The organism is Streptomyces filamentosus (assembly GCF_014654895.1).
Taxonomy (GTDB): Bacteria; Actinomycetota; Actinomycetes; order Streptomycetales; family Streptomycetaceae; genus Streptomyces; species Streptomyces filamentosus.
In genome coordinates, this window is the sequence record NZ_BNBE01000001.1 from 1,927,590 (window position 1) to 1,953,863 (window position 26,274).

40 protein-coding genes are annotated in these 26,274 nt (G+C 68.8%); 4 read left to right on the forward strand and 36 right to left on the reverse strand.

The window, feature by feature from the left end:
* Positions 1-94 precede the first annotated feature (94 nt).
* Together coaA and IE326_RS08400 are read left to right on the forward strand one after the other, a co-directional pair.
* Positions 95-1,105: a type I pantothenate kinase gene (coaA, locus tag IE326_RS08395; protein WP_030750217.1), complete on the forward strand. Its 1,011-nt coding sequence runs from the start codon at positions 95-97 to the stop codon at positions 1,103-1,105.
* A gap of 30 nt (positions 1,106-1,135) precedes the next feature.
* Complete coding sequence (locus IE326_RS08400; RefSeq protein ID WP_150230788.1) at positions 1,136-2,086, forward strand: DUF389 domain-containing protein; 951 nt, start codon at positions 1,136-1,138, stop codon at positions 2,084-2,086.
* 73 nt (positions 2,087-2,159) lie between these two features.
* Here the strand turns inward: IE326_RS08400 and glmM are convergent, their stop codons facing one another.
* From glmM to IE326_RS08420, 4 genes are all read right to left on the reverse strand, one after another.
* Positions 2,160-3,518 (reverse strand): phosphoglucosamine mutase, encoded by a 1,359-nt coding sequence (gene glmM, locus IE326_RS08405; protein ID WP_150230786.1) that lies wholly within the window; start codon positions 3,516-3,518, stop codon positions 2,160-2,162.
* 139 nt (positions 3,519-3,657) lie between these two features.
* Positions 3,658-4,170 (reverse strand): 30S ribosomal protein S9, encoded by a 513-nt coding sequence (gene rpsI, locus IE326_RS08410; RefSeq protein WP_030750225.1) that lies wholly within the window; start codon positions 4,168-4,170, stop codon positions 3,658-3,660.
* Positions 4,171-4,214: 44 nt separating this feature from the next.
* Positions 4,215-4,658 carry a 50S ribosomal protein L13 gene (rplM, locus tag IE326_RS08415; RefSeq protein ID WP_150230785.1) on the reverse strand — a complete coding sequence of 148 codons (444 nt, stop codon included), beginning with the start codon at positions 4,656-4,658 and terminating at the stop codon, positions 4,215-4,217.
* 202 nt (positions 4,659-4,860) lie between these two features.
* On the reverse strand, positions 4,861-5,277 hold the full coding sequence (locus IE326_RS08420; protein WP_150230783.1) for a winged helix-turn-helix transcriptional regulator: 417 nt from the start codon (positions 5,275-5,277) through the stop codon (positions 4,861-4,863).
* Positions 5,278-5,394: 117 nt separating this feature from the next.
* Here IE326_RS08420 and IE326_RS08425 point away from each other — a divergent pair, with 117 nt between their 5' ends.
* Positions 5,395-6,333 (forward strand): alcohol dehydrogenase catalytic domain-containing protein, encoded by a 939-nt coding sequence (locus IE326_RS08425; protein ID WP_190041194.1) that lies wholly within the window; start codon positions 5,395-5,397, stop codon positions 6,331-6,333.
* 45 nt (positions 6,334-6,378) lie between these two features.
* Here the strand turns inward: IE326_RS08425 and IE326_RS08430 are convergent, their stop codons facing one another.
* Positions 6,379-8,001 (reverse strand): ABC-F family ATP-binding cassette domain-containing protein, encoded by a 1,623-nt coding sequence (locus tag IE326_RS08430; RefSeq protein WP_190041195.1) that lies wholly within the window; start codon positions 7,999-8,001, stop codon positions 6,379-6,381.
* Positions 8,002-8,057: 56 nt separating this feature from the next.
* Between IE326_RS08430 and IE326_RS08435 the strand changes: the two genes are divergently transcribed.
* Positions 8,058-9,026, forward strand: coding sequence for a hypothetical protein (locus IE326_RS08435; RefSeq protein WP_190041196.1), 969 nt, complete (start codon positions 8,058-8,060; stop codon positions 9,024-9,026).
* Between the two features lie 13 nt (positions 9,027-9,039).
* Here IE326_RS08435 and truA read toward each other — a convergent pair whose 3' ends face one another.
* The 31 genes from truA to rpsJ form a co-directional block, all read right to left on the reverse strand.
* Positions 9,040-9,897 carry a tRNA pseudouridine(38-40) synthase TruA gene (truA, locus tag IE326_RS08440; protein ID WP_190041197.1) on the reverse strand — a complete coding sequence of 286 codons (858 nt, stop codon included), beginning with the start codon at positions 9,895-9,897 and terminating at the stop codon, positions 9,040-9,042.
* 83 nt (positions 9,898-9,980) lie between these two features.
* Positions 9,981-10,451, reverse strand: a complete 471-nt coding sequence (rplQ, locus tag IE326_RS08445; RefSeq protein ID WP_030759335.1) for a 50S ribosomal protein L17 — start codon at positions 10,449-10,451, stop codon at positions 9,981-9,983.
* Between the two features lie 169 nt (positions 10,452-10,620).
* Positions 10,621-11,643 carry a DNA-directed RNA polymerase subunit alpha gene (locus IE326_RS08450; RefSeq protein WP_030759338.1) on the reverse strand — a complete coding sequence of 341 codons (1,023 nt, stop codon included), beginning with the start codon at positions 11,641-11,643 and terminating at the stop codon, positions 10,621-10,623.
* A 120-nt stretch (positions 11,644-11,763) separates the two neighbouring features.
* Entirely contained in the window at positions 11,764-12,168 is a 405-nt protein-coding gene (rpsK, locus tag IE326_RS08455) for a 30S ribosomal protein S11 (protein ID WP_006376016.1), read from the reverse strand.
* 66 nt (positions 12,169-12,234) lie between these two features.
* Positions 12,235-12,615 (reverse strand): 30S ribosomal protein S13, encoded by a 381-nt coding sequence (rpsM, locus tag IE326_RS08460; RefSeq protein ID WP_030759345.1) that lies wholly within the window; start codon positions 12,613-12,615, stop codon positions 12,235-12,237.
* A gap of 191 nt (positions 12,616-12,806) precedes the next feature.
* A complete protein-coding gene (gene rpmJ / locus IE326_RS08465; RefSeq protein ID WP_003956441.1) occupies positions 12,807-12,920 on the reverse strand; it encodes a 50S ribosomal protein L36 in 114 nt (37 codons plus the stop codon).
* 60 nt (positions 12,921-12,980) lie between these two features.
* A complete protein-coding gene (gene infA, locus IE326_RS08470; protein ID WP_003956442.1) occupies positions 12,981-13,202 on the reverse strand; it encodes a translation initiation factor IF-1 in 222 nt (73 codons plus the stop codon).
* 210 nt (positions 13,203-13,412) lie between these two features.
* Positions 13,413-14,264 carry a type I methionyl aminopeptidase gene (gene map / locus IE326_RS08475; RefSeq protein ID WP_150230775.1) on the reverse strand — a complete coding sequence of 284 codons (852 nt, stop codon included), beginning with the start codon at positions 14,262-14,264 and terminating at the stop codon, positions 13,413-13,415.
* 97 nt (positions 14,265-14,361) lie between these two features.
* Positions 14,362-15,009 (reverse strand): adenylate kinase, encoded by a 648-nt coding sequence (locus tag IE326_RS08480; RefSeq protein WP_150230773.1) that lies wholly within the window; start codon positions 15,007-15,009, stop codon positions 14,362-14,364.
* The gene (gene secY / locus IE326_RS08485; protein ID WP_030759355.1) at positions 15,009-16,328 is read right to left on the reverse strand and encodes a preprotein translocase subunit SecY; all 1,320 of its coding nucleotides are present in this window, start codon (positions 16,326-16,328) and stop codon (positions 15,009-15,011) included. The genes IE326_RS08480 and secY overlap by 1 nt, the downstream gene beginning before the upstream one ends.
* Positions 16,329-16,544: 216 nt before the next feature.
* Complete coding sequence (rplO, locus tag IE326_RS08490; protein WP_030494264.1) at positions 16,545-17,000, reverse strand: 50S ribosomal protein L15; 456 nt, start codon at positions 16,998-17,000, stop codon at positions 16,545-16,547.
* A gap of 2 nt (positions 17,001-17,002) precedes the next feature.
* Complete coding sequence (gene rpmD / locus IE326_RS08495; protein WP_005313525.1) at positions 17,003-17,185, reverse strand: 50S ribosomal protein L30; 183 nt, start codon at positions 17,183-17,185, stop codon at positions 17,003-17,005.
* Positions 17,185-17,790, reverse strand: coding sequence for a 30S ribosomal protein S5 (rpsE, locus tag IE326_RS08500; RefSeq protein WP_030201551.1), 606 nt, complete (start codon positions 17,788-17,790; stop codon positions 17,185-17,187). Before rpsE ends, rpmD begins: the two co-directional genes overlap by 1 nt.
* A gap of 45 nt (positions 17,791-17,835) precedes the next feature.
* A complete protein-coding gene (gene rplR / locus IE326_RS08505; RefSeq protein WP_030759358.1) occupies positions 17,836-18,219 on the reverse strand; it encodes a 50S ribosomal protein L18 in 384 nt (127 codons plus the stop codon).
* Positions 18,220-18,222: 3 nt separating this feature from the next.
* Positions 18,223-18,762, reverse strand: a complete 540-nt coding sequence (gene rplF / locus IE326_RS08510) for a 50S ribosomal protein L6 (RefSeq protein ID WP_030759361.1) — start codon at positions 18,760-18,762, stop codon at positions 18,223-18,225.
* A 20-nt stretch (positions 18,763-18,782) separates the two neighbouring features.
* A complete protein-coding gene (gene rpsH, locus IE326_RS08515) occupies positions 18,783-19,181 on the reverse strand; it encodes a 30S ribosomal protein S8 (RefSeq protein ID WP_030759363.1) in 399 nt (132 codons plus the stop codon).
* A gap of 223 nt (positions 19,182-19,404) precedes the next feature.
* Positions 19,405-19,590, reverse strand: a complete 186-nt coding sequence (locus IE326_RS08520) for a type Z 30S ribosomal protein S14 (RefSeq protein ID WP_003956452.1) — start codon at positions 19,588-19,590, stop codon at positions 19,405-19,407.
* A gap of 5 nt (positions 19,591-19,595) precedes the next feature.
* Positions 19,596-20,153, reverse strand: coding sequence for a 50S ribosomal protein L5 (gene rplE / locus IE326_RS08525; protein ID WP_106979021.1), 558 nt, complete (start codon positions 20,151-20,153; stop codon positions 19,596-19,598).
* Positions 20,150-20,461, reverse strand: coding sequence for a 50S ribosomal protein L24 (rplX, locus tag IE326_RS08530; RefSeq protein WP_030759367.1), 312 nt, complete (start codon positions 20,459-20,461; stop codon positions 20,150-20,152). The genes rplE and rplX overlap by 4 nt, the downstream gene beginning before the upstream one ends.
* Before the next feature lie 2 nt (positions 20,462-20,463).
* Positions 20,464-20,832, reverse strand: a complete 369-nt coding sequence (gene rplN / locus IE326_RS08535; RefSeq protein ID WP_003956455.1) for a 50S ribosomal protein L14 — start codon at positions 20,830-20,832, stop codon at positions 20,464-20,466.
* 133 nt (positions 20,833-20,965) lie between these two features.
* Complete coding sequence (gene rpsQ / locus IE326_RS08540; protein WP_015035582.1) at positions 20,966-21,247, reverse strand: 30S ribosomal protein S17; 282 nt, start codon at positions 21,245-21,247, stop codon at positions 20,966-20,968.
* Positions 21,247-21,471: a 50S ribosomal protein L29 gene (gene rpmC, locus IE326_RS08545; protein WP_030759371.1), complete on the reverse strand. Its 225-nt coding sequence runs from the start codon at positions 21,469-21,471 to the stop codon at positions 21,247-21,249. The genes rpsQ and rpmC overlap by 1 nt, the downstream gene beginning before the upstream one ends.
* Positions 21,471-21,890, reverse strand: coding sequence for a 50S ribosomal protein L16 (rplP, locus tag IE326_RS08550; RefSeq protein WP_030494257.1), 420 nt, complete (start codon positions 21,888-21,890; stop codon positions 21,471-21,473). The genes rpmC and rplP overlap by 1 nt, the downstream gene beginning before the upstream one ends.
* Before the next feature lie 5 nt (positions 21,891-21,895).
* Positions 21,896-22,726, reverse strand: a complete 831-nt coding sequence (gene rpsC, locus IE326_RS08555) for a 30S ribosomal protein S3 (protein ID WP_030759375.1) — start codon at positions 22,724-22,726, stop codon at positions 21,896-21,898.
* A complete protein-coding gene (gene rplV / locus IE326_RS08560; RefSeq protein ID WP_030359020.1) occupies positions 22,726-23,073 on the reverse strand; it encodes a 50S ribosomal protein L22 in 348 nt (115 codons plus the stop codon). Before rplV ends, rpsC begins: the two co-directional genes overlap by 1 nt.
* A gap of 44 nt (positions 23,074-23,117) precedes the next feature.
* Positions 23,118-23,399 (reverse strand): 30S ribosomal protein S19, encoded by a 282-nt coding sequence (gene rpsS, locus IE326_RS08565; RefSeq protein ID WP_030759378.1) that lies wholly within the window; start codon positions 23,397-23,399, stop codon positions 23,118-23,120.
* Between the two features lie 12 nt (positions 23,400-23,411).
* Positions 23,412-24,248, reverse strand: a complete 837-nt coding sequence (rplB, locus tag IE326_RS08570) for a 50S ribosomal protein L2 (protein WP_030494254.1) — start codon at positions 24,246-24,248, stop codon at positions 23,412-23,414.
* A gap of 39 nt (positions 24,249-24,287) precedes the next feature.
* Complete coding sequence (rplW, locus tag IE326_RS08575; protein ID WP_030759382.1) at positions 24,288-24,605, reverse strand: 50S ribosomal protein L23; 318 nt, start codon at positions 24,603-24,605, stop codon at positions 24,288-24,290.
* On the reverse strand, positions 24,605-25,255 hold the full coding sequence (gene rplD, locus IE326_RS08580) for a 50S ribosomal protein L4 (RefSeq protein ID WP_030759385.1): 651 nt from the start codon (positions 25,253-25,255) through the stop codon (positions 24,605-24,607). The genes rplW and rplD overlap by 1 nt, the downstream gene beginning before the upstream one ends.
* Before the next feature lie 4 nt (positions 25,256-25,259).
* Entirely contained in the window at positions 25,260-25,904 is a 645-nt protein-coding gene (gene rplC, locus IE326_RS08585; RefSeq protein WP_030759388.1) for a 50S ribosomal protein L3, read from the reverse strand.
* A gap of 11 nt (positions 25,905-25,915) precedes the next feature.
* Entirely contained in the window at positions 25,916-26,224 is a 309-nt protein-coding gene (rpsJ, locus tag IE326_RS08590; RefSeq protein WP_003948644.1) for a 30S ribosomal protein S10, read from the reverse strand.
* Positions 26,225-26,274 lie beyond the last annotated feature (50 nt).

Genomic DNA, 26,274 nt, shown 5'->3' on the forward strand with positions numbered 1-26,274 from the left:
GACCCCGCACGGGAGTCGGGCAGACGCCGTCAACCGTGCGGCACGTGACCCACCCCACGACCCACGGCACCCGGCGACCCGGGACAATGTCCCTGTGATCACCTCGCCGCCACGAAGCGCCCACGGCAACGGAGCCGGGAACGGAGGGGCCTCCCGCAGGTCCTCCGAGCCGACCCCGTACGTCGACCTCACCCGCGCGGAGTGGAGCGCCCTGCGCGACAAGACCCCGCTCCCGCTCACCGCCGACGAGGTCGAGCGCCTCCAGGGCCTCGGAGACGTCATCGACCTCGAAGAGGTCCGGGACATCTACCTGCCGCTCTCCCGGCTGCTCAACCTGTACGTGCAGGCCACCAGCGGTCTGCGCGGCGCCCTCAACACCTTCCTCGGCGAGAGCGGCGAGCAGCGCGGCACCCCCTTCGTCATAGGGGTCGCCGGCTCCGTCGCGGTCGGCAAGTCGACCGTGGCCCGCCTCCTCCAGGCGCTCCTCGCCCGCTGGCCCGAGCACCCGCGCGTCGAGCGGATCACCACCGACGGCTTCCTCTACCCGATGGAGGAGCTGAAGGCGCGCGGCCTGATGTCCCGGAAGGGCTTCCCCGAGTCGTACGACCGGCGGGCCCTCACCCGCTTCGTCGCCGACGTCAAGGCGGGCAAGGAGGAGGTCACCGCCCCGGTCTACTCGCACCTCATCTACGACCGGGTGCCCGGCGAGCAGCTCGTCGTGCGCCGCCCCGACATCCTCATCGTCGAGGGGCTGAACGTCCTCCAGCCGGCACTGCCCGGCAAGGACGGCAGGACCCGGGTGGGCCTCGCCGACTACTTCGACTTCTCGGTGTACGTCGACGCCCGCCCCGAGGACATCGAGGGCTGGTACCTCAACCGCTTCCGGAAGCTGCGCGAGACCGCCTTCCAGGACCCGTCCTCGTACTTCCGGCGCTGGACGCAGGTCTCCGAGGAGGAGGCCCTGGACTACGCCCGCACGATGTGGCGGACCGTCAACAAGGTCAACCTGCTGGAGAACGTGGCGCCGACCCGCGGCCGGGCCACCCTCGTCGTCCGCAAGGGCCCCGACCACAAGGTGCAGCGCCTGAGCCTCCGCAAGCTCTGAATCCGGCGCCCGCCTCCGTAAGCTCGGGGCATGCTGCATCTTCGGATGATCGTGCCCCCGGACCGCACGGAGGCGGTGACCGGCCTCATCGGCTCGACGGTCGGCACCACCCACGTGGTGGTGCTGCCCGGCGCGGCCCTGGACCCGGCCGGCGACGTCGTGATGTGCGACGTCGCCCGCGAGGCCGGGGACGAACTCCTCCACGGGCTGCGGGCCCTGAAACTCGATCAGGACGGCTCGATCGCCGTCGAGAACATCGACCTGTCGATGTCGGAGCGGGCCGACGCCGCCGAGGAGGACGCTCCCGGCGAGGGCGCCGACGCGGTGCTCTGGGAGCAGCTGGCGACCGCCACGCACGAGGAGTCGACGCTCTCCTTCACCTACCTCGCCTTCATGCTCCTGGCGACGATGATCGCGGCCTGCGGCGTGGTCCTCGACAACGCGATCCTGATCGTGGGCGCGATGGCGGTCGGCCCCGAGTTCGGCCCGCTCGCCGGGGTGTGCACGGCGATCGTGAAGCGGGCGCCGCGGCTCGCGGTCCGCTCGCTGCTCGCGCTGCTCGTCGGCTTCCTGGCGGCGATCCTGGCCACCACCCTGTTCAGCCTGCTCATGGACCGGATGGGGCTGTTCAGCGTGGAGATGCTGGACGGGGAACGCCCCCAGACCTCCTTCATCTGGCAGCCGGACCCCTTCTCCTTCGTGGTGGCGGTCCTCGCCGGCGCGGCCGGCACCCTGTCGCTGACCTCCTCGAAGGCGGGCGCCCTGGTGGGCGTGGCGATCTCGGTGACGACGGTCCCGGCGGCGGCCAACGCCGCGGTGGCCCTCGGCTACGGCGAGGTCGGCCAGACCCTCGGCTCGGTCCAGCAGCTCCTGCTGAACCTCCTCGGCATCATCCTGTCCGGCACCCTGACGCTCCTCGTCCAGAAGTGGCTGTGGCGGACCCAGCGCGGGAAGCTGAAGCGCCGGCTGCGCAGGGGCTGACCCGGGCCCCGGTACGGGAAGGGCCCCGCCGCACCGGAGTGCGCGGGGCCCTTCCCGTACCGCTCGAAGGGCTCTAGCCCAGCGCGGACTTCACCACGTCGGCGAGGCGCTGCGCGACCGAGCGGGCCTGCTCGATGTCGGCGGCCTCGACCATGACGCGGACCAGCGGCTCGGTGCCGGAGGAGCGGAGCAGCACGCGGCCGGTGGTGCCCAGCTCGCGCTCGGCGTCGACGACGGCGGCGGCCAGCTCGGCGGAGGTGGTCACGCGGGACTTGTCGACGTCCTTCACGTTGATGAGGATCTGCGGCAGCCGCTCCATGACGGCGGCCAGCTCCGCGAGGGACTTGCCGGTGGCGGCGACCCGGGCGGCCAGCATGAGGCCGGTGAGGGTGCCGTCGCCGGTGGTGGCGTGGTCGAGCACGATGACGTGCCCGGACTGCTCGCCGCCGAGGGCGTAGCCGTGCTCCTTCATGGACTCCAGGACGTAGCGGTCGCCGACCGCCGTCTGGACGAGGGTGAGGCCCTCGCGCTCCATGGCGAGCTTGAAGCCCAGGTTCGACATGACGGTGGCGACGACGGTGTCGCCGCGCAGGGTGCCGGCCTCGCGCATGGCGAGGGAGAGCACGGCGAGGATCTGGTCGCCGTCCACCTCCGCGCCGGTGTGGTCGACGGCGAGGCAGCGGTCGGCGTCGCCGTCGTGGGCGATGCCGAGGTCGGCGCCGTGCTCGACGACGGCGGCCTTCAGGAGCTCCAGGTGGGTGGAGCCGCAGCCGTCGTTGATGTTGAGGCCGTCGGGAGCGGCGCCGATGGTGACGACCTGGGCGCCGGCGCGGGTGAACGCCTCCGGGGAGACGCGGGCGGCGGCGCCGTGGGCCTCGTCGAGGACGATCTTCAGGCCGTCGAGGCGGTTGGGGAGCACGCCGAGGAGGTGGGAGACGTACGTCTCGAAGCCCTCGGTGTAGTCGCGGACGCGGCCGACGCCGGCGCCGGTCGGGCGGTCCCAGGGAGCGCCGGTGCGGTGCTCCTCGTAGACGCCCTCGATCTTGTCCTCCAGGTCGTCGGCCAGCTTGTGGCCGCCGCGGGCGAAGAACTTGATGCCGTTGTCGGGCATGGCGTTGTGGCTGGCGGAGAGCATCACGCCGAGGTCGGCGCCGAGGACGCCGGTGAGGTGGGCGACGGCCGGGGTGGGCAGCACGCCGACCCGCAGGACGTCGACGCCTGCGCTGGCGAGGCCGGCGACGACGGCCGCCTCCAGGAACTCTCCCGACGCCCGCGGGTCCCGCCCGACCACGGCGGTCGGCCGATGGCCCTCGAAGGTCCCCGCCTCGGCGAGCACGTGCGCCGCCGCGACCGACAGGCCGAGCGCGAGCTCCGCCGTCAGGTCCGCGTTGGCAACGCCGCGTACGCCGTCGGTGCCGAAGAGTCGTCCCACAGCTGTCCTCCGAAAATGCGTGCCCAAGGATGAAAGAAGCCCGGTGAAAGGGGCCGGGTGAAAAAGGTTAAGAAAAAACGTACGCCCCGACGGCACGCGCAGTGCGCCGGGGCGTACGTACAAGCAGTGCGGCAGGCGATTAACGCTTGCTGTACTGCGGAGCCTTGCGGGCCTTCTTGAGACCGGCCTTCTTCCGCTCGACCGCGCGGTCGTCACGGGAGAGGAAGCCGGCCTTCTTCAGCGCCGGGCGGTTGTTCTCGACGTCGGCCTCGTTCAGGGCACGGGCCACGCCGAGGCGGAGGGCGCCGGCCTGGCCGGAGACACCGCCACCCGCGATGCGGGCGATGACGTCGTAGCGGTTGTCGAGCTCGAGCACCTTGAAGGGCTCGTTGACTTCCTGCTGGTGGACCTTGTTCGGGAAGTAGTCCTCGAGCGTACGCCCGTTGATCTTCCACTTGCCGGTGCCCGGGACGATCCGGACGCGGGCGATGGCGTTCTTGCGACGGCCCAGGCCGGCGGCCGGCTGCGGGTCGCCGAAGCGGGACGCGAGGGACTCGGAGGTGTAGTCACCCTCGACGATCTCGGTCTCGGTGGTGTACTCCTCGACGCCCTCGAACTCGTCGACGGGGGTCTCGGGGGTGGTCTCGGCCACGATGCTCCTCAGATTTCTTTCGTTCTTAGGGGGTGTGGCCGGAACTACTGCGCGACCTGGGTGATCTCGAACGGGACCGGCTGCTGGGCAGCGTGCGGGTGGTTCTCGCCCGCGTAGACCTTCAGCTTCGAGAGCATCTGACGGCCCAGGGTGTTCTTGGGGATCATGCCCTTGATGGCCTTCTCGACGGCCTTCTCGGGGTTCTTGTCCAGCAGCTCGTCGTAACGGACGGAGCGCAGACCACCCGGGAAGCCGGAGTGACGGTAGGCCAGCTTCTGGGACTTCTTGTTGCCGGACAGGTGGACCTTGTCGGCGTTGATGATGATGACGAAGTCGCCCATGTCCATGTGGGGGGCGTAGACCGGCTTGTGCTTGCCTCGGAGGAGGTTCGCGGCCGTGGTCGCCAGACGGCCCAGGACGATGTCCTGCGCGTCGATGATGTGCCACTGGCGAGTGACATCGCCGGGCTTGGGGCTGTACGTACGCACTTCGTAGCCTTCGCTTCTTCAGTGGATGGAGTCCAGACACACCTGAAGCGATCATGCAGCTGGGGCCTGCACTGCCGGGACCTGCCCGTATGCGAGCCACTGGTAACTGCTCCAGGGAACCTGCGTAGCGGCCCTTCGCGTGAGAACGACGAAGCCAATACGCATAACAAAGCAGAAGCGTACCCGCGCGCCCCTCGGCGGGTCAAAACGCCTCCCGGCTCCCTGCCTGCCCGTCGTACGCCTCCCGTGCCGCCGCCACCTCCCCCATGTGATCGTCCGCCCACGCCTTCACCGCCGCCACCACCGGCAGCAGGGACTCCCCCAGCGGCGTCAGCGCGTAGTCGACGCGGACCGGGACCGACGGGGTCACCGCGCGGGAGACCAGACCGTCCCGCTCCAGGGAACGGAGGGTCCGGGTGAGCATCTTCTGGCTGACGCCGGCGACCTTGCGGCTCAGTTCGCCGTAGCGGCGGGGGCCGTCCGCGAGGGCGTTCAGGACGAGGGTGACCCACTTGTCGGAGATGCGGTCGAGGAGCCGGCGCGCGGGGCACTCGGCGAGGTACGCGTCGTAGGCGCGGCGGGCCTCCTCGCGGCGCTCGGCGGCGGTGCGGGTGGGCACGGGGCACGCTCCTTCCGGTGCGGTACGCACTCGTGGGTACCTACTTCCCGACGGAGAGTAGTCCTCCCTAGCGTCGTGGGAGAACCGTCCCGTACGCCCCTCACGGAAGGCCCGCCCATGCGCGCGCTCGTCTTCGACTCCTTCGGCGGCCCCGAGGTCCTGCGGATCGCCGAGGTCCCCGTCCCCGCCGCCGGACCCGGGCAGGTCCGCGTCCGGGTCGAGGCCGCCACCGTCCACCCGGTGGACCTCGCCACCCGCTCCGGCGCGCTCGCCGCGGCCGGGGTGATGGCCGGCGGGGCCCGCACCGGGCTGGGCTGGGACGTCGCCGGGGTGGTCGAGGAGACCGGGCCCGGCGTCACCTCGGTCCGTCCCGGCGACCGGGTCATCGGCATGAACGACCGGCTCGACGTGCCCCTCGGCACCCACGCCGAGCAGGTCGTCCTGGACGCCCACGCGGTGGTGCCGGCCCCCGCCGGGCTCGCCCCGGCCGCCGCCGCGACCCTCCCGCTGGCCGGGCTCACCGCCCTCCAGGCCCTGGACGCGCTGGCCCTCCCCGGCGGGGAGACGCTGCTGGTCACGGGCGCGGCGGGCGCGGTCGGCGGGTACGCGGTGCAGCTCGCCGCCGCGCGCGGCCTGCGGGTGGTGGCGACGGCCCGCGCCGCCGACGAGCCGCTGGTACGGGAGCTGGGCGCCGCCCACGTCGTCCCCGCGGGCCCCGGCCGGCTCGGCGGGGCGGTCCGCTCCCTGGTCCCCGGCGGCGTGGCGGGCGCGCTCGACGCCGCCGTCCTGGGCGCGGCGGCCCTGGACGCGGTCCGCACGGGCGGCGCCTTCGCCGCGCTCGTCGCGGGCGGAGCCCCGTACCCCCTGCGCGGCATCCGCGTCGCCCAGGTCTGGGTCCGCGCGGACCCGGCCGGCCTGACCCGCCTGGCGCGGCTCGCCGAGACGGGCGTCCTCACCCCCCGCGTCGCGGACGCCCTCCCCCTGGCGGACGCCGCGAAGGCCCACCACCGCCTGTCCGAAGGCGGCCTCAGGGGCCGTCTGGTCCTGCTCCCGTGACGGACGAGCCCTGCCGGACCCGTCCGCCCCGCCGGCAGCCCGGGGTCAGCGCGCCCGCTCGACCCGCCGCTCGTCCCACACCGGCTCCGTCGACTCGCGGACGACGCCGTCCGAGCCGAAGACCAGGTAGCGGTCGAAGCTCTTGGCGAACCAGCGGTCGTGGGTGACGGCGAGGACCGTGCCCTCGTAGGCCTCCAGGCCGTCCTGGAGGGCCTCGGCGGACTCCAGGTCCAGGTTGTCGGTGGGCTCGTCCAGGAGCAGGGCCGTGGTGCCGGCCAGCTCCATGAGGAGGATCTGGAAGCGGGCCTGCTGGCCGCCGGAGAGCTTGTCGAAGGGCTGGTCGCCCTGCCGCTCCAGCTCGTAGCGGCGCAGCATCGACATCGCCCCGCCCCGGTCCTTGGCGTGCTCGGTCCACAGGATGTCGACGAGCGGGCGCCCGGTGAGCTCGGGGTGGGCGTGGGTCTGGGCGAAGTGCCCGGGGACGACCCGCGCACCCAGCTTCCACGTGCCCGTGTGCGCCACCGACGGGTCACCCGCGAGGAGGCGCAGGAAGTGCGACTTGCCGGAGCCGTTCGAGCCGAGGACGCCGACCCGCTCCCCGTAGAAGATCTCCAGGGAGAAGGGCTTCATCAGGCCGGTCAGTTCGAGGTTCTCGCAGGTCACGGCACGCACACCGGTGCGGCCGCCGCGCAGCCGCATCCGGATGTCCTGCTCGCGCGGCGGCTCCGGCGGCGGGCCGGCCTCCTCGAACTTCCGCAGCCGGGTCTGCGCGGCGGCGTACCGGGACGCCATCTCGTGGCTGACCGCGGCCGCCTGGCGCAGGTTGACGACGAGCTTCTTCAGCTGCGCGTGCTTCTCCTCCCAGCGCCGCTTCAGCTCCTCGAAGCGGGCGAACCGCTCCCGCCGCGCCTCGTGGAAGGTGTCGAAGCCGCTGCCGTGCACCCACACGTCGGAGCCGGCCGCGCCGGGCTCCACCGCGATGATCTTCTGCGCGGACCGGGAGAGCAGCTCCCGGTCGTGGGAGATGAAGAGCACGGTCTTGCGGGTCTCCCGCAGCCGCTCCTCCAGCCACCGCTTGCCGGGCACGTCCAGGTAGTTGTCCGGCTCGTCGAGGAGCAGCACCTCGTCGGTGCCGCGCAGCAGCGACTCCAGGACGAGCCGCTTCTGCTCGCCGCCGGAGAGCGTCCGCACCTGGCGGAACTGCGCCTTGTCGTACGGCATGCCGAGCGCGGCCGTGGTGCAGATGTCCCACAGCGTCTCCGCCTCGTAGCCCTGCACCTCCGCCCAGTCGGCGAGGGCCTGCGCGTACTTCATCTGCGCGGCCTCGTCGTCGACGGTCATGATCAGGTGCTCGGCCTCGTCGACGGCCTTCGCGGCGTCCCGGATCCGCGGGTGCGCCACGGAGACCAGCAGGTCGCGGACGGTCGACTCGTCCCGTACGGAGCCGATGAACTGCGGCATCACGCCGAGCCCGCCGCTGACGGTGACGGAGCCGCCGTGCGGCTGGAGGTCTCCCGCGATGATCCGCAGGAGGGTGGTCTTGCCGGCGCCGTTGGCCCCGACGAGCGCGACGACGGCGCCCTCTCCCACCCGGAAGGAGGCGTCCCCGAGGAGGACCCTCCCGTCGGGAAGGTAGTACTCCAGATGCGCGGCCTCGACGTGTCCCATGGGATGCATTGTCACCGCCCGCGTCCCCTTCTCCCAAGCGGTTTAGGATGCGCGGCATGAGCTTTGGGGGACCGCAGTGGCCGCAGGAGCCGCAGCAGCAGGGGCAGCAGGGGTACGGATATCCGCCGCAGCCGGGGCCGTACGGGCAGCAGCCGGGTCCGGGGGCGTACGGGCAGCAGCATCCGGGCCACGGGCAGCAGCAGTGGCCGCAGCCCCGGGGCGGCGACGGCACCCCTGACTGGGGCGCCCTCGCGGACGCCTCCGCCGCGGGCGACCGCCGCAGGCGCAGGCTGCTCGTCGTGGGCGGGATCGTCGCCACGGTCCTCGTGGGCGCGCTCGTCGCGACCGCCGTCGTGGCGACGAACAAGAAGAACGACGAGGCGAAGACCGGCGGCCCGACCCCGACCGGCGCCGTCACCACCACGTCCTCGCCCACCCCGGCGCCGACCTTCTCCTCCGTGGCCCCGCCGCCCCCGCCGGACCCGAAGGACTACATCACCGATCCGAAGAAGGACAAGGCGCCGCTGACCGCCGAGGGCCTCTTCCCGGGCAGGAAGCTCACCATGTACGGCCGCCCGTACAAGAAGGGCGCGACCTCCTCCACCACGAACTGCGCCTCGGTCACCCAGGGCGGGCTCGGGTCGGTGCTCCAGAAGAACGGCTGCCAGAAGCTGGTGCGCGCCACCTACGTCAGGGACGGCGTGGCGGTCACCGTCGGCGTCGCCGTCTTCCCCTCGGAGAAGGCCGCCCTGGCCGCGAAGAAGCAGGCCAGCGGCGGCGTCGCGCCCCTCGCGGGCGCGGGCGTGGGGAACTTCTGCCACGCGACGGTCTGCCTGCGCCGCTCCAACTCGGTCGGCCGCTACGCCTACTTCACCCAGGCCGGCTTCACGAACGGCACCAAGGTCACCCAGAAGGACACCCCGGTCTTCCGGGCCAGCGACGACCTCGGCACCTTCGCCTTCAACCAGATCTACGCCCGCGGCAAGAGCCAGGCGAAGGCCGCCGCCTCGGCCCCGCCGCAGTGAGCCGGGGCGGGGCTCAGCAGCAGCCGGCCGCGCCCGGCAGGGTGCGCTTGTTGCGGGCCTCGCGGCTGCGGGCGGCCAGCTGGTCGTCGGCCGGGTAGCCGACCTCTTCGAGGGTGAGGCCGTGCGGGCGCACGACGTGCACGGCGGAGTCCCGGACCCCGGCGGCCAGCACCTTCCCCGGCCAGTCGACCGGGCGGTGCCCGTCACCGACGAAGAGGAGGGCGCCGACCAGCGAGCGGACCATGTTGTGGCAGAAGGCGTCGGCCTTGACCGTGGCCTCCATGATCCCGTCGGGCCGCCGCTCCCAGCGCAGCTCCTGGAGAGTGCGGATGGTGGTCGCGCCCTCCCGCTTCTTGCAGTACGCGGCGAAGTCGTGCTCGCCGACCAGCGCGGCGGCGGCCTCGTTCATGGCGTCCACGTCGAGGGTCCAGTCGTGCCACAGCACGTGTCCGCGCAGCAGCGGGTCGACACCGCCGGGGTGGTCGGTGACCCGGTACGCGTACCGCCGCCAGACCGCCGAGAAACGGGCGTTGAAGCCCGCGGGGGCCTCGGTGAGGCTCCACACCCGCACGTCGTGCGGGAGGCGTCCGGCGAGCCGCCGCAGCAGCTTCTCGCGGTGCTCCTCCCACAGCTCCCCGGGCAGGTCCACGTGGGCGACCTGCCCGCGCGCGTGCACGCCGGCGTCGGTCCGGCCGGCGACGGTCAGCTCGAACGTCTCCGGGGACCGCGTCACGGTCTTCAGGGCGTCCTCGATCTCGCCCTGCACGGTCCGCTGCCCGCGGGCCTGCTTGGCCCAGCCGGAGAAGTCCCGGCCGTCGTAGGAAAGGTCCAGCCGTACCCGTACGAACCCGGGCTGCACGTCGTCGCTCACGCGGAAATCCTCTCAGACGCACGGGAACGGGCCCGCACCCCAGGGGGTACGGGCCCGTTCCGTGAGAAACGTCGGAAGAACGCTTACGCGTCCTTCGCCTCGTCCTCGGTCGCCTCGGCGGCGGGGGCCTCGTCGGCCTCCTTGACGGCGCGCTTGGTGGCGGCCTCGGCCTCGGCGACGGTCGCCTTCTTGGCGATCTCGCCCTCGACCAGCTCGATCACGGCCATCGGGGCGTTGTCGCCACGACGGTTGCCGATCTTGGTGATGCGGGTGTAGCCACCCGGACGCTCCGAGTAGCGCGGGGCGATCTCGGTGAAGAGGGTGTGGACGATGCCCTTGTCGGTGATCGTCTGCAGCACCAGGCGACGGTTGTGGATGTCGCCCTTCTTCGCCTTGGTGATCAGGCGCTCGGCGACGGGACGCAGACGACGGGCCTTGGCCTCGGTCGTCGTGATGCGGCCGTGCTCGAACAGCGACTTCGCCAGGTTGGCGAGCAGCAGCTTCTCGTGAGCGGCGGAACCGCCGAGGCGGGCACCCTTCGCGGGACGCGGCATGGTGTTTCTCCTTGTGATCTGCACCGGCCGTGTGAGGTACCGGTGTCAGTATCCGAGCAGGCGGTTACCTGTCGGAGACCGGGGCTTGCGCTCCGGGAAGGGGCGCGGGGAACTGCGCGGTCAGGCACAGCGCTCCCGCGCCCGGGTACGGACCGTGAGGCCCGAGTTCTCAGTACTGCTCGGTCTCGACGAAGCCCGCGTCCGCGTCGTCGTCGGCGCCGAAGGCGTCGGCCGCGGCGGTCGGGTCGAATCCGGGCGGGCTGTCCTTGAGCGCCAGGCCCATGCCGGCCAGCTTCGCCTTGACCTCGTCGATCGACTTCGCACCGAAGTTGCGGATGTCGAGCAGGTCGGCCTCGGAGCGGGCGACGAGCTCACCCACGGAGTGGATGCCCTCGCGCTTGAGGCAGTTGTACGACCGAACGGTGAGCTCCAGCTCCTCGATCGGCAGCGCCAGGTCGGCGGCCAGGGCGGCGTCCGTCGGGGACGGGCCCATGTCGATGCCCTCGGCGTCGATGTTCAGCTCGCGGGCGAGACCGAACAGCTCGACCAGGGTCTTGCCGGCGGACGCCATGGCGTCGCGCGGGCGCATGGCCTGCTTGGTCTCGACGTCGACGATGAGCTTGTCGAAGTCGGTGCGCTGCTCGACTCGGGTCGCCTCGACCTTGTAGGTGACCTTCAGCACGGGGCTGTAGATGGAGTCGACCGGGATGCGGCCGATCTCCTGGCCCACCTGCTTGTTCTGGACGGCGGAGACGTAGCCGCGACCGCGCTCGACGGTCAGCTCCATCTCCAGCTTGCCCTTGGCGTTCAGGGTCGCCAGGACGAGGTCGGGGTTGTGCACCTCGACGCCGGCCGGGGGCGCGATGTCGGCGGCGGTGACCAGACCCGGGCCCTGCTTGCGCAGGTACATCACGACGGGCTCGTCGTGCTCCGAGGAGACGACCAGCTGCTTGATGTTGAGGATGAGGTCGGTGACGTCCTCCTTGACGCCCGGCACGGTGGTGAACTCGTGCAGGACGCCGTCGACGCGGATGCTCGTGACGGCGGCACCCGGGATCGAGGAGAGGAGGGTACGGCGGAGGCTGTTGCCGAGGGTGTAACCGAAGCCCGGCTCCAGCGGCTCGATCACGAACCGGGAGCGGAACTCGTCGACGACCTCTTCGGTCAGCGACGGACGCTGAGCGATAAGCATGTGTGTTCCTTCAGTCGTGGACGCCCACTATTTGACGTCCTCGGTGTACTGCAAGGGTACGGGCGGCGCGCCTCGAAAGAGGCACACCGCCCGAAAAGCCCAGGTCAAGCAGGCGACGCGTCAGACGCGGCGGCGCTTGGGGGGACGGCAGCCGTTGTGCGGCGTGGGGGTGACGTCCTGGATCGAGCCGACCTCGAGGCCGGTGGCCTGGAGGGAGCGGATCGCGGTCTCACGGCCGGAGCCGGGACCCTTGACGAAGACGTCGACCTTGCGCATGCCGTGCTCCTGCGCGCGGCGGGCGGCCGACTCGGCGGCCATCTGCGCGGCGAAGGGGGTGGACTTGCGCGAGCCCTTGAAGCCGACGTGGCCGGCGGAGGCCCAGGAGATCACGTTGCCCGCGGGGTCCGTGATCGAGACGATCGTGTTGTTGAACGTGCTCTTGATGTGCGCGTGGCCGTGAGCGACGTTCTTCTTTTCCTTGCGGCGCACCTTCTTGGCAGCGCCCTGACGACCCTTGGGGGGCATCTCTTACTCCTACGGGAGGTGGTCGGTCCTACAGCGAAGACCGCTTGGTCAAGCGTCCGCTGAGGACTACTTCTTGCCCGGCTTCTTCTTGCCGGCGATGGCGCGACGCGGGCCCTTGCGGGTACGGGCGTTCGTGCTGGTGCGCTGGCCGCGGACGGGCAGGCCACGACGGTGGCGCAGACCCTGGTAGCAACCGATCTCGACCTTGCGGCGGATGTCGGCGGCGATCTCGCGGCGGAGGTCACCCTCGGTCTGGAGGTTGGCGTCCACGTACTCGCGGATCTTGACGAGGTCTTCCTCGGCAAGGTCGCGGACACGGGTGGACGGGTCCACGCCGGTCGCGGCGAGGATCTCCTCGGACCGGGTGCGCCCGATGCCGAAGACGTAGGTGAGTGCGACCACCACGCGCTTCTCGCGCGGGATGTCAACACCGGAAACGCGTGCCATTCAATGGCTCCTGTGTTCTCGGGGGTCTGCTGCAGAACCGTTCCCGGCTGCCGTATGAGGTACAGGTCGGGTCCCCGGCCCCCGCCGGAGGTGCCGTCAACCGCGCGAGGGCGGTCGGACGGGCTCTGCGTATGTACGTGTTGCTATGCGTCGCGCGAAGAACTGCGAAGTTGCAGGTCGGTCGGCGTGCGTCAGCCCTGGCGCTGCTTGTGGCGCAGGTTGTCGCAGATGACCATGACCCGGCCGTGACGGCGGATCACCTTGCACTTGTCGCAGATCTTCTTGACGCTCGGCTTGACCTTCATGGGATGTGAGGTTCTCCGGGTCAGTGCCACCACCCGCGGGAAGGCGGGTGCGGGCAAGATCTACTTGTAGCGGTAGACGATCCGGCCACGCGTCAGGTCGTACGGAGAGAGCTCCACGACGACCCGGTCGTCCGGGAGGATACGGATGTAGTGCATCCGCATCTTGCCGGAGATGTGCGCGAGGACCTTGTGACCGTTCTGGAGCTCCACCTTGAACATGGCGTTCGGGAGGGACTCGATCACGGTGCCCTCGATCTCGATGGCACCTTGCTTCTTGGCCACGCTTCGCCTTTCGAATCGGCTACCTTGATCGACTCTCACTCCCCGGTGCAGACACACGGGTACACGAGAGCCGACGCATCAGTCTACGTCAGGCCCCTGGAAAAGACGAATCCGGGGAATCTGCCCCACGAAGAAGATCCTTACGCCAGGGAGGCCGATCCCGCGGGCGCGTGCCCCCGCGCCGGCGGGGCCGGCCCCCGGACACGTGCCCTACGCCAGCGGGTCCGGGGCCGCCGTCACGCCCAGTTCGGCCAGCTTCGCCCTGCCGCCGTCGACGGCGGTGAGGACGAGGGGACCCTCCTCGGTGAGGGCGACGCTGTGCTCCCAGTGGGAGGACCAGGTGCCGTCGGTGGAGACGACCGTCCAGTCGTCCTCCAGGACCTCCGTGTGCGGGGTGCCGAGGGAGACCATGGGCTCGATGGCGAGGCAGAAGCCCGGGACGAGCTTGGGGCCCTTGCCGCGCTTGCGGGAGACGTAGTTCAGCAGGTGCGGGTCCATGTGCATCTCGGTGCCGATGCCGTGGCCGCCGTAGTCCTCGACGATGCCGTACTTGCCGAGGCTGTGCTCGCCGACGGCCGGCCGCGGCTGGCGCTTGATGTACGTCTCGATCGCCTTCGAGATGTCGACCAGGCGCGCGCCCACCCGCATCGCGGCGATGCCGGCCCACATCGACCCCTCGGTCACCCGGGAGAGCTCCAGCAGCTCCGGGGCGTGACCGGTGCCGACGAAGGCGGTGTACGCGGCGTCGCCGTGCCAGCCGTCGACGATCGCGCCGCAGTCGATGGAGATGATGTCGCCGTCCTTGAGGACGGTCTTGTCGTCGGGGATGCCGTGGACGACGACCTCGTTGACGGAGGTGCAGATCGTCGCGGGGAACCCGCCGTACCCGAGGAAGTTCGACTTCGCCCCGTGGTCGGCGATCACCTTGCGGGCGACCTCGTCGAGGTCCCGGGTGGTGGCGCCGGGCACGGCGGCCTCGCGGGTCGCCGCGTGGATGGCGGCGACGACCAGCCCCGCCTCGCGCATCTTCGCGATCTGCTCGGGGGTCTTGATCTGCACCATCGTGACGGGGGCCTTTCCTTGCGCGTACGGGGACGGAACAACGATACGGCCGCGGCGCCCCCGGGGGGCACCGCGGCCGTACCGCGTGAGCGTGTGGTTACTTCTTCAGCGCGTCCATCGCACGCGCCGTGACCTCGTCCACCTTGCCGAGCGCGGAGATCGTCACGACCAGGTTCTGCGCCCGGTAGTAGTCGATGATCGGCTCGGTCTGCGTGTGGTAGACCTCCAGGCGGGTGCGGACGGTCTCCTCGGAGTCGTCCGCGCGCTGGTAGAGCTCGCCGCCGCAGACGTCGCAGACGCCCTCGGTCTTGGGGGCGTTGTACTCCACGTGGAAGACGTGCGCGGAGTCGTTGCGGCAGATGCGGCGGCCCGCGATCCGCTTCACGACCTCGTCCTCGGGGACCTCCAGGTCCAGGACCGCGTCCAGCTGCATGTCGTCCTTCTTCAGGACGGCATCCAGGGCCTCGGCCTGGGCCACGTTGCGCGGGAACCCGTCGAGCAGGAAGCCGTTGGCGGCGTCGTCCTGCTTCATGCGGTCCTGGGCCATCCCGATGGTCACCTCGTCCGGGACGAGCTCGCCCCGGTCCATGTAACCCTTGGCTTCCACGCCCAGCGCCGTGCCCTGCGAGATGTTGGCACGGAACAGGTCACCCGTGGAGATGTGCGGGATGTCCAGGTTCTTGGCAAGGAACGCGGCCTGCGTTCCCTTGCCGGCCCCGGGCGGTCCGACGAGGACGATTCGCATCAGCGGAGGAACCCTTCGTAATTGCGCTGCTGGAGCTGGCTCTCGATCTGCTTCACGGTCTCCAGCCCGACACCCACGATGATGAGGATGCTCGTCCCACCGAAGGGGAAGTTGGCATTGGCACCGCCGAAGCCTGCCAACGCCATCGTCGGCACAAGAGCGATCAGACCCAAGTACAGCGAGCCCGGCCAAGTGATCCGGTTGAGCACGTAGCTCAGGTACTCGGCAGTAGGTCGACCAGCCCGGATACCCGGGATGAAGCCACCATACTTCTTCATGTTGTCGGCGACTTCCTCGGGGTTGAACGAGATCGCCACGTAGAAGAAGGCGAAGAACACGATCAGGAGGAAGTAGGCGGCGATGTAGTACGGGTGGTCACCCTTGACGAAGTGGGCTTCGATCCAGGTCTTCCAGCCGGCCGTCGAGTTCGAGAACTGCGCGATGAGGGCCGGGATGTAGAGCAGCGACGAGGCGAAGATGACGGGAATCACACCCGCCTGGTTCACCTTGAGCGGGATGTACGTGGACGTTCCGCCGTAGGAACGGCGGCCGATCATCCGCTTCGCGTACTGCACCGGGATGCGGCGCTGGGCCTGCTCGACGAAGACGACGAGGGCGACCATCACGAAGCCGATGAGGATGACGGTGCCGAACTCGATCCAGCCCTGGGCGAGCTTGCCGCTCTCCTTAATGGCCCACAGGGCGCCCGGGAAGCCGGCGGCGATCGAGATGAACATCAGGATCGACATGCCGTTGCCGATGCCGCGGTCGGTGATGAGCTCACCGAGCCACATGACGATGGCGGTGCCCGCGGTCATGGTGATGACCATGGTGGCGATGGTGAAGATCGAGGGGTCGGGGACGACCTGGTTCGCGACGGAGCAGCCGCTGAAGAGCGCGCCGCTCTTGGCGGTGGCCACCAGGCCCGTGCCCTGGAGGATCGCCAGCGCGATCGTCAGGTACCGGGTGTACTGCGTGATCTTCGCGGTGCCGGCCTGCCCCTCCTTCTTGAGGGCTTCCAGACGCGGGATCACGACGGTGAGCAGCTGCAGGATGATGCTCGCCGTGATGTACGGCATGATGCCGAGCGCGAAGATGGTGATCTGCAGCAGTGCGCCGCCACTGAACATGTTCACCAGGCCGAACAGGCTGTTGTTGCCCTCGCTCGCCTGGTCCACACACATCTGGACGGCCTCGTAGCTGACGCCGGGGACGGGGATGTGGGCCCCGAGGCGGTACAGCACGACGATCGCCAGCGTGAAGAGCAGCTTCTTGCGCAGGTCGGGCGTCTTGAACGCCCGGGCGAAGCCGGTGAGCACGGTGCCTCCTGCGACCCCCGCGCTATGCGTCAGAGGTGACGGTCTTGAGATTCGATAAGGACTGATTGGATCGGTCCCGGCCCGCGCGGTCTATACCGCATGAGCATGGACGGTGCACGCCACCTTACCGGCGACCATGCCCCCCTAGGAACGACCAACCGGGGATGCCCCTTTTGGGAGGCATCCCCGGTCGGATGTTCAGGCCATCGAGTCGTCTCAGACGAGCTCGGTGACGGTGCCGCCGGCGGCGGCGATCTTCTCCTTGGCGGAGCCGGAGACGGCGTCGACCGTCACCTGCAGCGCCACGGAGACCTCGCCGGTGCCGAGCACCTTGACGAGCTGGTTCTTACGAACCGCACCCTTGGCGACCAGGTCGGCCACCGTGACCTCGCCACCCTGCGGGTAGAGCGCGGCCAGCTTGTCCAGGTTCACGACCTGGTACTCGGTGCGGAACGGGTTCTTGAAGCCCTTGAGCTTCGGGAGGCGCATGTGGAGGGGCATCTGGCCACCCTCGAAGCGCTCCGGAACCTGGTAGCGGGCCTTGGTGCCCTTGGTACCACGACCGGCCGTCTTACCCTTCGACGCCTCACCGCGACCCACACGGGTCTTCGCGGTCTTGGCGCCCGGGGCGGGACGGAGGTTGTGGATCTTGAGCGGGTTGTTCTCCGCCATGATCAGTCGACCTCCTCAACCGTCACGAGGTGGCGGACGGTGTGCACCATGCCGCGGAACTCGGGGCGGTCCTCCTTGACGACCACGTCGTTCAGGCGCTTGAGCCCGAGCGAACGCAGCGTGTCGCGGTGGTTCTGCTTGCTGCCGATGTACGACTTCGTCTGCGTGATCTTGAGGCGAGCCATTACGCACCCGCTCCCGCACGCGCACGAAGCAGAGCCGCGGGGGCGACGTCCTCGAGCGGCAGACCACGGCGAGCCGCGATCTCCTCGGGACGCTGCAGGCCCTTCAGGGCCTCCACGGTCGCGTGCACGATGTTGATCGCGTTGTCGGAGCCGAGCGACTTCGACAGGATGTCGTGAACGCCGGCGCACTCGAGAACGGCGCGCACCGGGCCACCGGCGATGACACCGGTACCGGGGGAAGCCGGCTTGAGCAGGACGACGCCCGCAGCCTTCTCGCCCTGGATCGGGTGGGGGATGGTGCCCTGGATGCGGGGGACCTTGAAGAAGTGCTTCTTGGCCTCCTCAACACCCTTGGCGATGGCGGCCGGCACCTCCTTGGCCTTGCCGTAACCGACACCCACGGTGCCGTCACCGTCACCCACCACGACGAGCGCGGTGAAGCTGAAGCGACGACCACCCTTGACAACCTTGGCGACGCGGTTGATCGCGACTACGCGCTCAACGTACGCGGTCTTCTCGGCGGCGGCAGCGCCACCGTCGCGGCCCTTCCGGTCCCGCCGCTCGCCGCCACCGGCACCGCTGCCGCGGCGCTGGGGTCCAGCCATTGGATTACCTCTCTCTGTTACGTCCGTTAGTCCCGGAACCGGGGCTTAGAACTTCAGCCCGGCTTCGCGGGCGGCGTCAGCCAGAGCGGCAATGCGCCCGGCGTACCTGTTGCCACCACGGTCGAACACGACGGCCTCGACACCGGCGGCCTTGGCGCGCTCGGCGACCAGGGCGCCGACCTGCTGGGCCTGCGAGGACTTGGAGCCCTCGCCACCGCGGATCGAAGCGTCCAGGTGGGACGCCGACGCGACGGTGTGACCCTTGAGGTCGTCGATGACCTGCGCGGTGATACCGCGGTTCGAGCGCGTCACGACGAGGCGCGGACGCTCCGCCGTACCCGACACGTTCTTGCGGATGCGCAGGTGACGACGCGCCTTAGCAGCGCGCTTGTAAGCGTCGCCCTTGGCGATCTTGACACCGTATGCCATGGCTTACTTACCAGCCTTTCCGACCTTGCGGCGGATGACCTCGCCGGCGTACTTGACGCCCTTGGCCTTGTACGGGTCGGGCTTCCGCAGCTTGCGGATGTTCGCCGCGACCTCGCCGACCTTCTGCTTGTCGATGCCCTCGACCGAGAACTTGGTCGGGGACTCGACCTTGAACGAGATGCCCTCGGGGGCCTCGATCAGGATCGGGTGGCTGTAGCCGAGCTGGAACTCCAGACCGGAGCCCTTCGCGGCCACGCGGTAACCGACACCGCTGATCTCGAGCGCCTTGACGTACCCCTGGGTCACACCGGTGATCATGTTGGCCACCAGCGTGCGGGACAGGCCGTGGAGGGCCTTGTTCTGACGCTCGTCGTTCGGACGGGTGACGTTCAGAACGCCGTCCTCGCCCTTAACGATCTCGATCGGCGCGGCGACGGTGTGCGTCAGCGAGCCCTTCGAGCCCTTGACGGTGACCGTGCGGCCCTCGATGGTGACGTCCACGCCGGCGGGAACCGTGATGGGGAGCTTGCCGATTCGCGACATTGCTATTCCTCCGTTCCCGACTACCAGACGTAGGCGAGGACTTCCCCACCCACGCCCTTCTTCTGCGCCTGCTGGCCGGTCAGGAGACCGTGGGACGTGGAGATGATCGCCACGCCCAGGCCGCCGAGGACCTTCGGCAGGTTGGTGGACTTCGCGTAAACCCGGAGGCCCGGCTTCGAGATCCGCTTGATGCCCGCGATGGAGCGCTCACGGTTCGGACCGAACTTGAGGTCGACGACGAGGTTCTTGCCGACCTCGGCGTCCTCGACCTTCCAGCCGGTGATGAAGCCCTCCTGCTGGAGGATTTCCGCGATGTGCGACTTGATCTTGCTGTGCGGCATCGTCACGGTGTCGTGGTACGCCGAGTTCGCGTTACGCAGACGCGTGAGCATGTCTGCGATCGGATCAGTCATGGTCATGAATTGGCCTTCGGCCTCTCTCGCCGGGGTTTCCTGGTGCACCATCCCTCTCCCCGATCCGAGACGGGGCGGGTGCGGTGCGGTGGACCTACGGCGTAGTAAGTCGTAAGGGCGGCGGACGCCCAACCCCACTAGCCTAAGCCATGCGGGGAGGGGAGTCCGCCATCCCAATGCTTACCGAGAGACTCCGGTCATTCACCAACGCCCAAGGGGCGAAGGGGAATTACCAGGAGCTCTTGGTCACGCCCGGCAGCTCGCCACGGTGAGCCATCTCACGAAGGCACACGCGGCAGAGGCCGAACTTGCGGTACACGGAGTGGGGGCGGCCGCAGCGCTGGCAGCGCGTGTACGCACGCACACCGAACTTGGGCTTGCGGGCAGCCTTCGCGATGAGAGCCTTCTTCGCCATCTCGCTTACGCCTCCTTGAACGGGAAGCCGAGGTGACGGAGAAGCGCACGGCCCTCGTCGTCGTTGGTCGCCGTGGTGACCACGGTGATGTCCATACCCCGGGTGCGGTCGATCTTGTCCTGGTCGATCTCGTGGAACATGACCTGCTCCGTGAGACCGAAGGTGTAGTTGCCGCGGCCGTCGAACTGCTTCGGGGACAGGCCGCGGAAGTCGCGGATGCGCGGCAGCGCGAGCGACAGGGTGCGGTCCAGGAACTCCCACATGCGGTCGCCACGGAGCGTGACGTGGGCACCGATCGGCTGGCCCTCGCGCAGCTTGAACTGCGCGATGGACTTGCGGGCCTTGGTGACGGCCGGCTTCTGACCGGTGATCGTGGTGAGGTCGCGGATCGCGCCCTCGATCAGCTTCGAGTCACGGGCGGCGTCGCCGACACCCATGTTGACCACGATCTTCACGAGGCCGGGGATCTGCATGACGTTCTCGTACTTGAACTCGTCACGCAGCTTGCCCGCGATCTCCTCGCGGTACTTCGTCTTGAGACGCGGAGTGGTGGTAGCCATCAGATGTCCTCACCCGTCCGCTTGGCAACGCGGATCTTGTTGCCCTCGTCGTCGAAGCGGAAACCGACACGCGTGACGACCTTCTTGCCGTCCTTCTCCACGACCAGCTGGACGTTGGAGACGTGGACCGGAGCCTCGGTGGTCACGATGCCGCCGGCCTGGTTCGGGCCGGCCTTCGTGTGCTTCTTGACCCGGTTGACACCCTCGACGAGGACGCGGGACTCGGCGGGGTAGGCCGCGATGACCTTGCCCTGCTTGCCCTTGTCCTTGCCGGTGATGACCTGGACCAGGTCGCCCTTCTTGATCTTCATGCTTACAGCACCTCCGGCGCGAGCGAGATGATCTTCATGAACTTCTTCTCGCGCAGCTCACGGCCGACCGGGCCGAAGATACGGGTGCCACGAGGGTCGCCGTCGTTCTTGAGAATGACAGCGGCGTTCTCGTCGAAGCGGATGTACGAGCCGTCCTGGCGGCGGCGCTCCTTGACGGTGCGAACGATGACCGCCTTGACGACGTCACCCTTCTTCACGTTGCCACCGGGGATCGCGTCCTTGACGGTGGCGACGATGACGTCACCGATGCCCGCGTAGCGGCGACCCGAGCCACCGAGAACACGGATGCAAAGGATCTCCTTGGCACCAGTGTTGTCGGCGACGCGAAGTCGCGACTCCTGCTGGATCACGTCTATCTCCTGATTGTCTGCCGGTTCCCGGCGGGGACCGCTGGTCGATCAACGGCCCCCGCCGAGCCTGGCGGAACTGACCTGAGGGATACCCCTCAGGCTGAACTTATGGATTTCCCGTGAGGGAAATTCCTTACTTGGCCTTCTCGAGGATCTCGATGACGCGCCAGTGCTTCGTCGCCGACAGCTTCCGGGTCTCCATCAGGAGGACGCGGTCGCCGATGCCGGCGGCGTTCTGCTCGTCGTGAGCCTTGAGCTTGTTCGTACGGCGGATGACCTTGCCGTACAGCGCGTGCTTGACGCGGTCCTCGACGGCGACGACGACGGTCTTGTCCATCTTGTCGCTGACGACCAGGCCCTCGCGGACCTTGCGAGCGTTGCGCTCGGTCTTCTCAGTCACGTTGCTCTCGCTCATCAGGCGTTCTCCACCGTCTCAATACCGAGCTCACGCTCGCGCATGAGGGTGTAGATCCGGGCGATGTCCTTACGGACCGCCTTCAGACGGCCGTGGTTCTCGAGCTGGCCCGTCGCCGCCTGGAAGCGGAGGTTGAACAGCTCTTCCTTGGCCTCGCGGAGCTTGGCGACAAGCTCCTCGTTGCCCAGCTCGCGCAGCTCGGACGCCTTGGTACCGGCCGACATCACAGCTCACCTGCCTCGCGCTTAACGATCTTGCACTTCATCGGCAGCTTGTGAGCCGCACGAGTCAGAGCCTCACGCGCGATCTTCTCGTTCGGGTAGGACAGCTCGAACATCACCCGACCGGGCTTGACGTTCGCGATCCACCACTCCGGCGAACCCTTACCGGAACCCATGCGGGTCTCGGCAGGCTTCTTCGTGAGCGGGCGGTCCGGGTAGATGTTGATCCAGACCTTGCCGCCACGCTTGATGTGGCGGGTCATCGCGATACGCGCGGCCTCGATCTGGCGGTTGGTCACGTAGGCCGGGGTGAGGGCCTGAATGCCGTACTCGCCGAACGCAACCTGCGTGCCACCCTTGGACATGCCATTGCGCTTCGGGTGGTGCTGCTTGCGGTGCTTGACCCTACGGGGGATCAGCATTTCGGTCAGGCCTCCGTTCCGGTGCTCTCAGCAGCCGGAGCGGCGGCGGCCTCGGCCTTGGGGGCCTCGGCAGCGGGAGCCTGCTGCGGCTTGCGACCGCGACCGCCACGCTCGCCACCGCGGCCACCGCGGCCGGCCGGGCGGTCAGCACCGCCACGGGCCGGGCGGTTGCCGGCGCGGGCGGCGGCGTTCTCGGCGCGGACCTCGGCGATGTTCTTGACGTCGCCCTTGTAGATCCAGACCTTCACGCCGATGCGGCCGAAGGTCGTCTTGGCCTCGAAGAAGCCGTACTCGACGTTCGCGCGGAGCGTGTGCAGCGGCACACGGCCCTCGCGGTAGAACTCCGAGCGGGACATCTCGGCGCCGCCGAGACGGCCACCACACTGGATCTTGATGCCCTTGGCGCCGGCCTTCATGGCGGACTGCATGCTCTTGCGCATGGCCCGACGGAAGGAGACGCGGGAGGAGAGCTGCTCGGCGACGGCCTGGGCCACGAGCTGAGCGTCGACCTCGGGGTTCTTGACCTCGAGGATGTTCAGCTGGACCTGCTTGCCGGTCAGCTTCTCCAGCTGGCCGCGGATCTTGTCGGCCTCGGCGCCACGGCGACCGATGACAATGCCCGGACGAGCGGTGTGGATGTCCACGCGGACGCGGTCGCGGGTGCGCTCGATCTCGACCTTCGAGATGCCGGCGCGCTCCATGCCGGACGTCAGCATCCGACGGATGGCGACGTCTTCCTTGACGTAGTCCTTGTACAGCTTGTCGGCGTACCAGCGGGACTTGAAGTCCGTGGTGATGCCGAGCCGGAACCCATGCGGGTTAACCTTCTGGCCCATTACCGGGTTCCTTCCTTGCTGCTGACGACCACGGTGATGTGGCTGGTCCGCTTGCGGATCCGGTAGGCACGGCCCTGGGCACGCGGACGGAACCGCTTCAGGGTCGGACCCTCGTCGACGAACGCCTCGCTGATGAACAGCGAAGAGGCGTCCGTGTGGTCGTAGTTGTGCGCGGCGTTGGCGATGGCGCTGTCGAGCACCTTGCCGACCGGCACGGAGGCTGCCTGCGGGGCGAATCGCAGAACAGCCTGAGCCTCCGTGGCATCCATGCCACGGATCAGGTCCACCACGCGGCGGGCCTTCATGGGCGTGACGCGGATGTACCGCGCCTGGGCCCTGGCTTCCATGGTTGTCCCTCTCAGTTACTTACGTGTCTGAATGCGATCCGCTGCTAGCGGCGCTTCGACTTCCGGTCTTCCTTGACGTGACCCCGGAAGGTGCGCGTCGGCGAGAACTCGCCGAGCTTGTGCCCGACCATCGACTCGGTCACGAACACCGGGACGTGGGTCTTGCCGTTGTGCACCGCGATCGTGTGCCCGAGCATCGCCGGGATGATCATGGAGCGACGGGACCAGGTCTTGATGACGTTCTTGGTACCGGCCTCGTTCTGAGCGTCCACCTTCTTGATGAGGTGGCCGTCGACGAAGGGTCCCTTCTTGAGACTGCGCGGCATCTAAACCCGCTCCTAGCGCTTCTTGTTCGTCTTGCGGCGGCGGACGATGTACTTGTTCGAAGCCTTCTTCGGCGAACGAGTACGACCCTCCTTCTGACCCCACGGGGAGACCGGGTGGCGACCACCGGAGGTCTTGCCCTCACCACCACCGTGCGGGTGGTCAACCGGGTTCATCGCCACACCGCGAACGGTCGGGCGGACGCCCAGCCAGCGCTTGCGGCCGGCCTTGCCCCAGTTGATGTTCGACTGCTCGGCGTTGCCGACCTCGCCGATGGTGGCGCGGCAGCGGGCGTCGACCAGACGGATCTCGCCGGACGGCATGCGGAGGTGGGCCATCGTGCCCTCCTTCGCCAGCAGCTGCACGGAGGCACCCGCGGAGCGGGCGAACTTGGCGCCACCGCCGGGACGGAGCTCGATCGCGTGGATCGTGGTACCGACCGGGATGTTGCGGAGGGCCAGGTTGTTGCCGGGCTTGATGTCCGCGCCCGGGCCGTTCTCGACGCGGTCACCCTGCGTCAGACCCTTGGGAGCGATGATGTAGCGCTTCTCGCCGTCCGCGTAGTGGAGCAGCGCGATGCGCGCGGTGCGGTTGGGGTCGTACTCGATGTGAGCGACCTTGGCCGGCACGCCGTCCTTGTCGTGGCGACGGAAGTCGATCACGCGGTAGGCACGCTTGTGGCCACCGCCCTGGTGACGGACGGTCACACGACCGGTGTTGTTACGGCCGCCCTTGCTGTGCAGGGGGCGGACCAGCGACTTCTCCGGCGTGGACCGCGTGATCTCGACGAAGTCGGCTACGGAGGAGCCACGACGGCCCGGCGTAGTCGGCTTGTACTTGCGGATACCCATTTCTCAGTCCTCGTCCGATATCGGACGACTCGACCGCCGTCAGGCGGTCGGGCCGCCGAAGATGTCGATTCGGTTGCCCTCAGCAAGGGTCACGATGGCGCGCTTGGTGTTGGCGCGCTTGCCGAAACCGGTGCGGGTGCGCTTGCGCTTGCCCTGGCGGTTGATCGTGTTGACCCCGGTGACCTTGACCGAGAAGACCGCCTCGACGGCCTGCTTGATCTGGGTCTTGTTGGAGCCGGGCGCGACGATGAACGTGTACTTGTTCTCGTCGAGCAGGGCGTAGCTCTTCTCGGAGACGACCGGCTTGACGAGGACGTCGCGCGGGTCCGTGAAGGTCTTGCTGGTGATCTCGGCCATCAGGCTTCGTTCCCCTCGTTGTCGTCGGCCTTGGGGCCAGACACGAAGGACTCGAGGGCGGCCTGGGTGAAGACCACGTCGTCGGATCGCATCACGTCGTACGTGTTCAGCTGGCCCGGCTCCAGGATGTGCACCTGGGGCAGGTTGCGGGCGGACAGCCACGCGGCCTCGTCGGCGCGCTCGACGACCAGGAGCAGGTTCTTGCGCTCCGAGATCTTGCCGAACAGCGTCTTGGCGGCCTTGGTGGAGATGCCACCCTCGACCACGCCGGAGACGACGTGGATGCGGGAGTGGTTGGCCCGGTCGGAGAGGGCACCACGCAGGGCGGCGACCTTCATCTTCTTGGGGGTCCGCTGCGAGTAGTCACGCGGCACGGGACCGTGCACGACGCCACCACCGGCGAACTGCGGGGCGCGGGTCGAACCCTGACGGGCGCGGCCGGTGCCCTTCTGGCGGTAAGGCTTCTTGCCACCACCACGGACCTCGCCACGCGTCTTGGTCTTGTGCGTGCCCTGGCGGGCAGCGGCCAGCTGCGCGACGACGACCTGGTGGATCAGCGGGACGCTGATCTTGGCTTCGAAGATCTCGGCCGGGAGCTCGACGGTCCCGGTCTTGTCGCCGGAGGGCGACAGAATGTCAATGGTGCTCATATCCTCAGGCCCCCTTGGCCGCGGTGCGGACCAGGACGAGGCCGCCGTTCGGACCAGGAACCGCGCCCTTGATGAGCAGCAGGCCCTTCTCCGCGTCAACGGCGTGAACGGTCAGGTTCTGGGTGGTCACGCGCTCGTTGCCCATGCGGCCGGCCATGCGCATGCCCTTGAAGACGCGGCCCGGGGTGGCGCAGCCACCGATCGAACCGGGCTTGCGGTGCACGCGGTGGGCACCGTGGGACGCCTTGCCACCACGGAAGTTGTGGCGCTTCATGACACCGGCGAAGCCCTTGCCCTTGCTCTTGCCGGTCACGTCGACCTTGATGCCCGCCTCGAAGACCTCGGCGGTGATCTCCTGGCCGAGGGTGTACTCGCTGGCGTCAGCGGTACGGATCTCGACGAGGTGGCGGCGCGGGGTGACGTCGGCCTTGGCGAAGTGGCCCTTGAGGGGCTTGTTCACCTTGCGCGGGTCGATCTCGCCGAAGGCGATCTGGACCGACTCGTAACCGTCGATGTCGTTCGTACGCACCTGGGTGACGACATTCGGGCCGGCCTTGACGACGGTCACCGGGACGACCCGGTTGTTCTCGTCCCAGACCTGCGTCATGCCGAGCTTCTCGCCCAGGATGCCCTTGATGTTCTTAGCCATCTCGCGCGCCCTCAGAGCTTGATCTCGATGTCGACACCGGCCGGCAGGTCGAGACGCATGAGCGAGTCGACGGTCTTCGGCGTGGGGTCGAGGATGTCGATGAGGCGCTTGTGCGTGCGCATCTCGAAGTGCTCGCGCGAGTCCTTGTACTTGTGCGGCGACTTGATGACGCAGTACACGTTCTTCTCAGTGGGCAGCGGCACCGGGCCCGCGACCGACGCACCAGTGCGGGTCACCGTCTCGACGATCTTCTTCGCCGAGGAGTCGATGACCTCGTGGTCGTAGGCCTTGAGCCGGATGCGGATCTTCTGTCCCGCCATGGCTACTCCGTAGTCCTGTCTTGTCGTTAAACGCTCTGGAGCTCGGCGGA